Source organism: Methylobacterium iners (genome assembly GCF_022179305.1).
Taxonomy (GTDB): Bacteria; Pseudomonadota; Alphaproteobacteria; order Rhizobiales; family Beijerinckiaceae; genus Methylobacterium; species Methylobacterium iners.
In genome coordinates this window covers 1-10,824 of sequence record NZ_BPQP01000136.1, presented here as the reverse complement: position 1 = coordinate 10,824, position 10,824 = coordinate 1, and the positions used below count along the sequence as shown (strand labels likewise).

Here is a 10,824-nt window from a genome sequence, read left to right as displayed (position 1 = left end):
AGCGCTCAACAGCGGTACCGCTAAACACAAGCCTAGAATTGTAAGAGCGTGGTCGACCATTCAGTCATATTTAATTTTCAGCAGTTTGCATATAGATCTCAAGCACCTCGGCAGCATGTCGACGCGGATCTATCTCGTCCATAACTTGCATCTTAGCTTCAGACGTAAGACGAAGGTTGTCAGGATTGCGCAACGCGTCGACGCATACCAACGCAAAGCTGGTGTAATCCGCTTCAGAGGGAGCCAACACTCCGCCGCGCCACCGACGATAGATCTCCGAGTGCCCCGCGTCGGCAGTTGCAACGTATGGTGTTCCGACAAGAACCGCTTCTACCAGGGTACGGCCAAAAGGCTCCGAAATTGCTGGTGCGATAAGCAAGTCAAGTGCAGCTATGTTAGCTTCCGGCGGCGAGCGAAAGCCAGGGAATATCACGCGATCAGCGATCCCATGTTGCGCTGCCCGGCTCCGCAAGTCGGAAACCGTTATATCCCGTTCACTCCCAAACATCACAAATCGAGCGTCAGAATCGAGCTGAGCTATGCTCCCAGCAACGTCTAAAAAAAACTCAGGCCTTTTGCGAATCTGAAAATTTGCAACGAAGCCAATTAAAGTAGTTTTCGGAGACGACGGAAGCTGCTTCAGCAACTCCTGACGCAACTCATCCCCACCGAAATAAGAAATTGCATCAAAGGGATTAGTGATACGCACAACATCACGTTTAACAATCGAGCGCAGATCATCGCAGCAGGCATCTGAAATCGATATGATCTTATCCGCCCCGCCAATAAGAACACGATTAGCAATAGTTGGCTTTGCGAATGCACGATGATGATAAACGATCGGACACCCTACAAGTCGCGATGGAGCGTACCAAGCACGAAGGTTCCACACATCGTTGCAATGTACTACAACATTGGATCCCAACGTTCGCAGATAAGCCACACGTCGTGGCAAAAATGCGAGTTCACGTAGACCTGGGCTGGATGTAAGCGGTACGTTCAAACAAGGCTGTACCTTAAGCCCAAATCGCAACGCTTCAGCTTCAACTTTGGTACCTGCAGGCGCCGCCACTACTGAGTGAATGCCGTAGAACTCCCTCAGTGCTTTCGCCAACGTAAAGGTGGAGATATGGCTGCCGCCAGGCTTTTGTCCCGCAAACGGGAACAAAACGCTTGGTAAGCTCTTACCTCGCGTTTGTTGACTACTACAATCAGCATTAAACTTCGAATTCATTAGTTTCAGTTCCCGTCAGTTGAATATGCTCCGAGCAAGTCTCCAAAAATCATGCCACGGCAATAATAAAGGGCGATATCTATCAAACTCGAACTGCCATCAAAAATCGGAATTGCAGTAACACGTTGATGATGAATTTTTTTCACCAAACACTACAGCAGGCGGTTACTCGAGAGTACGTCGCTGTAGAACCGAGTGACGGCCCTCGTATGGCCGGCAGGCGAAACGTCAAATGCAACACTTCTACGAGCCGCATTAAACAGCGCTGGACTTTTACCATGTAGTACTTCAAGGCCACGAGCAGCGAACTCGGTGGCGTCGGCATCGATCGGTATGAGCCGCCCCCCTCCCCAGCGTCGTGCTGTTTCAGTATGACCGGCATCATCAGTGGCAAGGTAGGGTGTACCAACCAATATCGCTTCAACTAGCGTACGGCCGAAGGGCTCCCGCACTGCCGTAGCAAGGAGTAGATCCAACGCAGCGATATTTTTTTCGCCAGGAGTTCGAAACCCCGCGAAAACGGTACGGTGGCCGATTTGTAAGGCGTCGGCTTGATCCACCAATTCGCTTGTTTTTATCTCTCCGTCTCGTCCAAAAATAACGACATACACGTTCTCGTCTACCTGCGTCATCAGTTTAGCAATCTCAAGAAAGAAGCTTGGTCTCTTGCGAGGCCAGAAATTTCCAACAAAACCGATTAATCTCGCTTTTTCCGGCAGTCCGAACTCCTTGATGACGACTTTCTTTGCGTCATCTCGATCAATATCTACCTGAATTTGGAAAGGATTAACAATTTGTCGCACTTGTGCGTCTGGGAGGAAGGCTACATTGGCTCGACATTCATCCGATATTACGATTGTCCCAGCCGCTTTTTGGATGAGTTTACGGTTCGGTAAGCGCATCTTATTTATCGAACGGTGATGATACAAAATTGGAAGGTTTGCTAATCGAGCCGGCAATATCCATGCCTGCAAGGCTGCTATGTCATTGCAGTGGATAATTGTACTAGGCTTCCAAATAGTACGAAGCAGTCGAACCCGTTTAGGTAGACGTCGAAGATCAACCAATGGGCTGTTCCTCACAGCGGGAGGAAGCGCCGGCGGCTCGTTAGTTGGCTCAACATGAAGCCCCAACCGACGCGCCTCATCCGCAATAGCTGAATTTCCTATGCACAAGATAATGCAGGAAATCCCTTCACTTTCAAGCTGCTGCGCTAAAGTGAAGCATGATACATGGCTACCGCCAACGTCTGAGCCTAAAAAGGGAAATACGATCTGTTTCGGATCCACTGATTTAGACCTTTTATATAGTTTAACTATTATTTATCAGCGCTTAACTTCATCGATCCTGTGCGCACCAGAAACAATATCGCGCATTTCATACAACACAGCCAAGTAGGCAAACCACGGTACAATCACGAGAGCCAAGGTATACAAGCTCGCCGGTCCAGTCGACAAGATAATTGCTGAAATAAACAATACTAATAAGATAAAGCGAATGGACCTATTCGGAGTCTTTGGCCAAAGATACTGGCCTTCAATTTTTCCACTTCGATATATGATGTAATCAAGCCAGCGCGTGATGACTTGACTTAGGCATATTGCGAATCCAAACAAGCTGATTCCGACTATGGCAATCATCGAAGCGCTTCGAAAAATTTGTAAAATTAAATAAATCCAAATTCGAGTGTTCTTATCAACCCGATTGTACAACCAATAAGTCCCTCGTAATGAGATTAATACGGCACACCAAACAAAAGGCTTTGAAATATCATCAAATCCACTAATCAAGATTGTCCCTGTGACGCCCGTAATAAGCCCGAAGAACCAGGCTTTTCTAACAAAAATCTGACCATTAAATTCATCAAAACGCGGGTTCAGCTTCGGATCGCTCTCGAAATGCTTAGCGCAGAAGTCGTTATCGTAATATCCGATCTCGTAGACTGACCACATTGAGGCAAAAAGCAGAATTATGCCAAGAACTTGCCACCAAGTAACATCCGTTACAGTTAGTGCAACCGCTATCCACACAAATAAATCTTCGCGGACTAACTTCCTGAGAGCTCCCTGCTTCGGCCGCTTAACTTGAATGAGATAATCACCCGGAAGGTAAGCTACTTTGTCAAAGGCACGACGAAACACCGCTTCGCGCCACACCACGAGGCAAGGGTATTTACATACCGATAAGATTTCTGCGTCCTTCAATGAGTCTGTTACCACCATAGCAGCCTTTACAGCTTGAAGACCGAGTTTACGTACGGCAAGTGCCAATTTGCCTTGACTTCGATCCTTGAGTCGCAAGACTCTACAGCAGATTACATCGATCTCGCTCAAATTCAAACCAACAACTAAAGGCCTAATTATTAACTGAAAACCATTACTAACAATGACATCTTTTTCGCCTCGACTTCGGAGGGCGTCCGCTAATTTGACGTTAAGCTTGTGTGGTGCGGTTTGTTTGCAGTAATTGACCCATCGTAAATACGTCCATGGAAAGAAGATCAAGATAGTCATAAGCCGCCAATTGTCGCGTGCTTCAAAACCGCCGATCTTTCGCCAAGGAGAGATAAGGTCTAAGACTCGTAATATATACGCAGCAAGTAATCCTGGAACGGCCAGAGACAGAAATGTCTCTGTCGAATTCTCAAGATATAGCGTTTCGTCGAGGTCGATAAGAATCTGTCCCTCAAAGCGACTTATCGCTTCAAGAGCCGAGTCTTCAGAGTGCGACCAGCTGCTTTTATGATCTGGAAGGTCAAGTTTACCTGAGGAACTTTTCTGAATGTTGGGAAACATTTGATCAGCTTGGGCTAGTTCAGTACTCCCACGCTGAGTCCGATCTATTTCTTCCCCTGAATTCATAATTATCTTCCATTCACTTATGATAGATTCCCACGTCGATTGTGCCTCATGAGCAAGCAATTACTTTTTAGGTATCGCATTTAAAATATCCTTCAAGTTTGTTTGCAGGTAGGTTCTAGCAAATGTGATCATGAGGAGGCAATATAATAAAGCGCCAGCGGAGATGCATATCAGTAGTCGCATTACCTCCGCCATGTCCGCGAACACGCCTATTCGTAAGGCGGCCACAATGATCGCCATGGTTGCAGCACAAGCATAACTGGGAAGTATGTTTTGTATTGCCTGATGAAAGGTAACTCCGGTTGCTTGGCGAACGAGGCCGACGCTGTAAGGCATGGTAAGGTGTGAGCGTAACGTCAACGCAGCAGCTACACATACTGGGCCGAAAGGAGTTGCGAGAGAAGCTGCAACCACTCCGGTTAGGCTTGCCACGAGGGACGTCTTGAAAGTCAGATCACTGCGACCAGCCGCGTTTAACGTAGGACTTTCGAAATAGCCAAGTGTGAGAGGAAGAGCAATGATGGCGATAGCGGTCAGTACATGCCCCGCCTGACTCCATTGTGATCCAAATAGCACTAAGACGAAGTCCGGCGCAACTGCCGCTAGGCCGAGAAGGACAGGACAGGTCAGCAATCCACATATCCGTGTTAATCTTAAGTACGCTTGGCTTAATCTCCCCGGGGTTTTAGCGGTGCGGGAGAGAGCAGAGATAGATGTTGATTGTATTGGCATTACGGCTAGACTTGTGATCAGTCCGAGCGATCTCGATCCGACTCGATACTGCGCAATTGCAAATGGTCCTAGAAATATTCCTATTAGAAGCGATGGCGTCTGCGCGCTTATTTGATTCAATAGCTGACTAGACAAAATAGGGCTTGAAAATAAAAAAAGTTCCTTAAAGATTGCTGTTGAAAACGTCATTTTTGGACGAAAGCTTGAAGAGAACAGTAGAATTGCACTTGTGGTTATTGAAGCAAGTAGGCGGCTTATCACTATAGACCACACACCCCAGCCGTTGAAGGCCAATGTCACACCGAGAAGCCCTCCAATGCTATTTGCAATTATGCCTCTTCTTGCAATTATTTTATGTCTAAATTCTCTTCTAAGCTGCGCAACATGTACCGTAGTTGCTCCTTCTACTAGGAGGATAATTGCCATGGTGGCAAGCACCAAACCAAATGTTTCGTCGTATAATGTCGCAATGAGCGGCGCTGCTACGACCACAAGAATTAGGCTCAGAACGACGCTTATTGTCATGTTCATCCAGAATGCCGTGCTGGCGGTGATGTCATCCCACACTGGACGTTGAATAAGAGCGTCTGGGATACCCGCGAGAACAAGTACGCGGCTAAAATCGATAAAGATGCCAGCGAATGCTACGATTCCGAACTCGGTGGGAGTTAGTATTCGGGCGAGAGCAACAAAAACGATGAGAGTGGAGAGATTATTGAACAATGCGGCACCTGTCATCCACAGCACACTTGCGACAAGTTTTTGCTTGATACTCATGTTTAAGGCTCTCCGTACCTCTGATATAGACTGAGCTGAGTGAATCCTATATTGCTGATATGTCGTAAAAAATTTCGCTTTTTTATGTTTTATCTTTTGGCATAGAAATCTTCCTGAAGTCAGGTCGTCATGTTTGATTTCAAATTTAGGTCTACAGCTTGAAGGAACCGTGGGTGAGGCTGGATGGGTGTATGAGCAGTGAAGCGAGGTGATTGGCTTCTCTGTGGTTTATGAAAGATTTGGGCCGGAGGGAGAACCGGCGTAGGCGACGCAGTATGGGTGGACTGGGAGGCATACTTCCACGTTAGCGAGAACAGGTTGACCAGTCCGCCGAGCTGGCAGCCCGCCGGCGATCGGGATAACGCGAGCTGGAGCGGCATTCACTCACGTTTCACTGTATCCTGCTGCAGCGACGTAGGTTCTGCATTCGGCTGGGGTGAAGGCTTCCGCGAGGCTGCCGATGGTAGACCACAGCGCCTCGTTTGGTGTGCTCGGCGACTACGCGCAGGACCGACCTGAGCTTGGCTGAGGCGTTTTCCATCGCCTTGAAGTCGCTGCGCAGACCTTCGGTTCCGGCGAGGGGGGCTGAAGGTATCACGGGCTGGCGCCTTCCGCCTCGGTGAGCTCGCGCACTCTGGGTCCGTTGTGGCTGGACAGGTAGTCGATGACCGCGATGTCACCGGCCTGCAGCATGGGGACGAGCACCTCGGCAACGTAGGTCTCCAAGGTGTGCTGGTTGATCGAGCCATCGAGGGCGAAGGGCGCGGTTAAGCCTCTGTGGTGGGTGGTCCGAGCGATGTCCTTTAGGGCCTGTCGTCTGAACTGATTGGCTGTGTTCGTATTTTGTCTCCTCGGAGGAGGAACGATGCTGAGCGACGTGCAATGGTCTGAACTGGGGCCGCTGGTCGTGGCATGCGGTCCAAAAGCCAAGACGCCGCCGCAGGATCTACGGCGCACCCTCTCAGCGATCCTCTGCCGGCACGAGAACAGGGCCAAGTGGCGAGCCGTTCCGAAGAATCTAAGTCCGTGGTGGCGCGCAGCCCAGATTTTCATTCGCTGGGCGCGTGCCGGCGTCTGGGAGCGGCTCCTCAGCCTCGTGCAGGAGCGAGGAGTCCAGCTCGGTATGGTGTTCCTCGACGGCACGAACGTGCGCGCTCACCATAAGGCGGCGGGGGCTGCCAAAAGGGGGGATCTGGGGCCAGCGAGACACTCGTGAAGCTCTTGGCTGCTCACGTGGCGGCTATGGCACCAAGGCCTGCATGATCGCGGATGGCAGTGGACGTGCCATCGCCTTTCGGCTGGCGCCCGGTCAGGCCCACGAACGGCTCCACGCTGTTCCCCTACTCAACCGACTGCCAGATGTGCCCCAGTGGATGGTAGGAGACCGCGGCTACACCAGCCACGCCTTTCGCGCGCACATCTGGAACATAGGCGAGTCCTGCGATCCCGCCCCAACACCACGAAGCGCCCGTGGCCTGCCCGGACTGGATCTACAACAACCGCAACCGGGTCGAGCGGCTCTGGGCCAGGCTCAAGGAATGGCGCACCATCGCCGCCCGTGACAACATGACCGCCGTCAGCTTCGTGGGCGTCCTCTACATCGCCGCAGCATTCGACTGGCTCAAGCGATAACACGGCCTACAGCACTGACGGCGACTGAGAACTCACGAGGTCAGTTATGCGTGCGGCTCTGGGTGATAGCCCAGACCGCCTGCGCGCTCCTCGACAACGCCACCCAGCCACGGCTGGCCGGGTTCGCCGGCGACTGTTCACGCCCCCCCAAGCACATCCTGCGAGCCCGCATCGTTTTGCCTTCGGCCCAGCGCCTCGGTGTGCAGGACGAGGCCCCGCAAGCGGGCGTTAGTCGACCCGCCGTCTGACGCTGGCAGCAGCGTTACGGCGAGGGGAGCATCGACGACCTGCTGCGCAACAAGATCCGCCCCCCCGGCATCTCGCCTCATCCCACCCGGAGGGTGGCGGAGGTGCTCGCATCGACCTGTTCGAAACCACTAGGCTAAGTAACCCACTGGACCGGTCGCGCTGTTGCCGCACGGGTCGGAGTTTTTCTGCGTTCCGTCCAGCAGATCTGGCAGGCACACCCGCATGCAACCGCATGTGGTCCGCACCTTCAAACGCTCAAAAGATCCGGCTTCGTCGAGAAGGTGAAGACGTCGTCTGTCTCCAAGCGGAAGCTCACGATACGTTCGACGCACATTAATGTGTGCTAAAGCGAAGTGCTTGAACTATTTCAGCTGCCCAGGATCTTACGCGCGCTGCCCCATTTAAGTAACACACTTCTACAAGGCACAGGAGTCCTATTAGCGAACAAATGCTATCCCGAGATTTATCTCGTAATTGATCTGGATTGAAAATGACCAGGCTAATAAGCATTGGTCTTGCGCGTGATCTCAGAAACTATAGTCCGCGCTATAATTGCAATATCCAATGTAAGTGAGCGATTTTCGATGTACCAAACGTCAAAGTTTACCCGCCGCTGCATGTCAGAAATTGTCGGAGTCTCCCCGCGCGAACCATTCACTTGTGCCCAGCCCGTAAGCCCAGGCTTGACACAAAAACGATGTCTGTATGTCTCAATCTCTCGATCATAGTACTCGTCGTGAGCAAGGGCGTGTGGACGGGGACCTACCAGTGACATCTCACCCCGGACCACGTTCACAAGCTGTGGCAGCTCATCCAGACTAGTCTTGCGCAGCCAATAACCCACTCGTGTTATCCGTTTGTCACCTTGCGTCGCCTGGCGAATCAATGCACCATCTTCCATCACAGTCATTGTCCGAAATTTGTAAATACGAAATCGGTGTCCGTTCTGCCCCGTCCTGATTTGTTTAAACATAACTGGACCAGGGCTATCAAACTTAATAAGGGCGGCGATTATCAAAAGCAGAGGAGCAAGCAGAAAAAGACCTGCAGCAGATAAGGCAAAGTCCAACAAGGTTTTAAGTGGCAGCAAACCGCTGACATATGTCGACGGCAAATCTCTTCCGTCATTTTTAACCGAGAGTGTGCTCGAAGAGCCCTCAAGCTTCATAGCGGTTCCTCAAGGGGTTTTTTGCAGTGCAGAAGTAGCATTATTAGTAATTTGTTTTTTTTGCAACCCTTCGGGAATGTTTGTATCATAAAGGCTAAAAACGAAGATATCTTGATTTACACGCGGTATAATTTAATAATTGTAAAGATGATTAAAGGTACAAAATAGATATGTACACTTATTAAACTTGGAATACGAAATAATATTTAATACATGTCGTCTAGATCGGGGTGTAACGGTGAATTTCACGAGAATTAGCGCTACCATCAGTTCAGAGCACAAAGTCGTCTAACCACGCCAGTCATCTTTTATTTCATATCTGTGAGTTTGAAGATCTAAAAATTTGCGCGTCTTGCGAGCTCGAGGGCTCTCACTCTCTGTCCAAAGAGGACTGCAGCAGAAAAGTTGAGCCATCATAGCTTTGGTGTCGCGGGGCCTGCGCTGAGGAGTTGTGCGAGTGGCTGGGCTGAATTCATGCTTGGGCGGCTTCCTTCTCGCGTCGATGTGAGCCAGTAGGCGGCATAAGTAGAGCCCCCTGCTATCGACGAGGATCGCTCACAAGTACCACAAATACACAGGCAAGAGCTTCGGTCCGGCCGTTTAGCGGGTTAGCTAGCAACCAGCTTTCGGCGCTGATCGAACAACGCCGCGCCCGCAGCGTGGCGGCTTCTGAACCATCCCAGCCGGAATCTTCTCTAGCAGCAACTGACAGCAGAGGAGAATGTAGCTACGTCATGCATGTTGACGTGAGCCCCTGTTCCTCCTCGAGCGATGATTAGGGTCAAACTCATTAGAGGGGGCGAACGATGAAATAGTGACAGTTCACTGAAGGGCAGCTTAACCCATTCCGCCCGAGCAAGAGGCGAGCGTAACGACGGCGCAGGTCTGCTAGCTCGAATCGCCATCAGCTTGCATCGGAGTGCACGACCGACTTACGACGAAGAGGTCCAGCAAGACTGCTGGACTACCTAGGAATTTCCGAAACGGCCGAATTTAGATCGAGTGGTTTTGACGCCCATGCCGCAAACCCTGAACGCCAGACTTAGTTATATCGCGGGAGTGGCGAGCCGAAAGATTCAGTTCGCCCGATTGGTTATAGCTGTGGAGAAGAGCAAGTCTCTTAATCGCGGCACCGGCTGCGCGCTTTTTGGAGCCGGAGTGGCCGGCGGAGTCCTAGTTTCATTGTTGAATCAGCTACTCGCAATCCTGGTGTTGATCGCTCTTGGGTTTGCAGTTGGCTACGGTGTTCGGTCCTACGTTTCAAGACAGCGTAGAGCTCGCTTTAGGCGAGAGCAGCTTTTCGAATGAAACCCCTTGTAAATTTCTAAAGCTCAGAGTTTTATAATCAGTTGTAGGCACTGATATGCGGTAGCGTTGCATTTGTAGATTTCCGCTATTTCAGACGCGAAACATAGGTGTGTGTTTATTCAGCATAGTGTCAATCGGCGTTGAAGAGGGGCCCGGGATCGGCGTCCAAGAAGGGCCCACCTTCTTCCTTGCACAAGCACCGCCCCAGAGGCCGATGTCGCGCAGCCAGTCAGGTGTGCGAAGCGGCATCGGCCTCGTCTCCAGCCTGACGCCGGAGCGAGCCGTGGGCGCATCACGCAATCAGGCGTCAGCTGCGTGTCCTCAACCGCCAGCTGGCGTTGCCCGTCTCCAGGATGTCGCAGTGGTGCGTGAGCCGGTCGAGCAGTGCCGTCGATATCTTCGCATCCCCGAAAACGCTCGGCAACTCGCCAAACGGTAGGTTCGTCGTCACGATCACCGAGGTGCGCTCGTAGAGCCGGCTGACCAGGTGGAACAGCATCTGCCCACCCGCTCGCGGGAACGGCAGGTAGCCCAGCTCGTCCAGGATCACGAGGACCATCCGTGCGAGCCGCGAGCCCAGCCGGCCGGCCTTGCCCGCCCGCGCCTCCGCCTCCAACCCGCCCTTCCTGCCGAAAGCGCTCGTGCCAACGGATCGCACTGCCCGCTCCGACCCCGAGGCGTTTAGTCGCCAGGCGCCGCGATGCGCCCGCATAAATCGCCGCCACGACACGCTCGCGCAGATCCACCTGTAAGGTTCGTCCTATATTGTCAGCGGGATCCACTGCAGCCACGCTCGGGTGGACCCGCGCCAGAAGCCCGCGCCGTCACATGCTGACATAGTTCTAGGTGTACGGTCCCGGGAT

Annotated in this window: 6 protein-coding genes and 4 pseudogenes; 2 read left to right on the top strand and 8 right to left on the bottom strand. The window is 51.7% G+C overall.

All coding sequences use genetic code 11. From position 1 onward, the window contains the following. Positions 1 to 70: 70 nt before the first annotated feature. The 5 genes from MFF55_RS26040 to MFF55_RS26935 form a co-directional block, all read right to left on the bottom strand. Positions 71 to 1,234, bottom strand: a complete 1,164-nt coding sequence (locus MFF55_RS26040) for a glycosyltransferase family 4 protein (RefSeq protein WP_238247076.1) — start codon at positions 1,232 to 1,234, stop codon at positions 71 to 73. Positions 1,235 to 1,386: 152 nt separating this feature from the next. Beyond that, positions 1,387 to 2,523: a glycosyltransferase family 4 protein gene (locus tag MFF55_RS26035; protein ID WP_238247074.1), complete on the bottom strand. Its 1,137-nt coding sequence runs from the start codon at positions 2,521 to 2,523 to the stop codon at positions 1,387 to 1,389. Positions 2,524 to 2,559: 36 nt separating this feature from the next. Then, positions 2,560 to 4,095 carry a hypothetical protein gene (locus MFF55_RS26030; RefSeq protein WP_238247072.1) on the bottom strand — a complete coding sequence of 512 codons (1,536 nt, stop codon included), beginning with the start codon at positions 4,093 to 4,095 and terminating at the stop codon, positions 2,560 to 2,562. A 60-nt stretch (positions 4,096 to 4,155) separates the two neighbouring features. After that, positions 4,156 to 5,604, bottom strand: a complete 1,449-nt coding sequence (locus tag MFF55_RS26025; protein ID WP_238247070.1) for a lipopolysaccharide biosynthesis protein — start codon at positions 5,602 to 5,604, stop codon at positions 4,156 to 4,158. 594 nt (positions 5,605 to 6,198) lie between these two features. Next, positions 6,199 to 6,330, bottom strand: a complete 132-nt coding sequence (locus MFF55_RS26935; protein WP_283206806.1) for a hypothetical protein — start codon at positions 6,328 to 6,330, stop codon at positions 6,199 to 6,201. Between the two features lie 139 nt (positions 6,331 to 6,469). On the opposite strand from MFF55_RS26935, the pseudogene MFF55_RS26020 reads away from it, so the two are divergent. Beyond that, positions 6,470 to 7,236: pseudogene (locus tag MFF55_RS26020) on the top strand (IS5 family transposase). A 65-nt stretch (positions 7,237 to 7,301) separates the two neighbouring features. Beyond that, positions 7,302 to 7,767: pseudogene (locus MFF55_RS26015) on the top strand (transposase); the annotation flags it as partial. Positions 7,768 to 7,984: 217 nt separating this feature from the next. Here MFF55_RS26015 and MFF55_RS26010 read toward each other — a convergent pair. The 3 genes and pseudogenes from MFF55_RS26010 to MFF55_RS26000 form a co-directional block, all read right to left on the bottom strand. Continuing rightward, a complete protein-coding gene (locus tag MFF55_RS26010; RefSeq protein WP_238247068.1) occupies positions 7,985 to 8,653 on the bottom strand; it encodes an exopolysaccharide biosynthesis polyprenyl glycosylphosphotransferase in 669 nt (222 codons plus the stop codon). 1,615 nt (positions 8,654 to 10,268) lie between these two features. After that, positions 10,269 to 10,577 (bottom strand): annotated as a pseudogene (locus MFF55_RS26005) (ATP-binding protein); the annotation flags it as partial. After that, a pseudogene (locus MFF55_RS26000) lies at positions 10,525 to 10,725 on the bottom strand (IS630 family transposase); the annotation flags it as partial. The pseudogenes MFF55_RS26000 and MFF55_RS26005, both read right to left, overlap by 53 nt. Between the last annotated feature and the right edge of the window lie 99 nt (positions 10,726 to 10,824).

Excerpts from the sequence above, each read along its gene's own strand:
- MFF55_RS26040 (WP_238247076.1), bottom strand. The coding sequence starts at position 1,234 with ATGAATTCGAAGTTTAATGCTGATTGTAGTAGTCAACAAACGCGAGGT.
- MFF55_RS26030 (WP_238247072.1), bottom strand. The coding sequence starts at position 4,095 with ATGAATTCAGGGGAAGAAATAGATCGGACTCAGCGTGGGAGTACTGAA.
- MFF55_RS26025 (WP_238247070.1), bottom strand. The coding sequence starts at position 5,604 with ATGAGTATCAAGCAAAAACTTGTCGCAAGTGTGCTGTGGATGACAGGT.
- MFF55_RS26010 (WP_238247068.1), bottom strand. The coding sequence starts at position 8,653 with ATGAAGCTTGAGGGCTCTTCGAGCACACTCTCGGTTAAAAATGACGGA.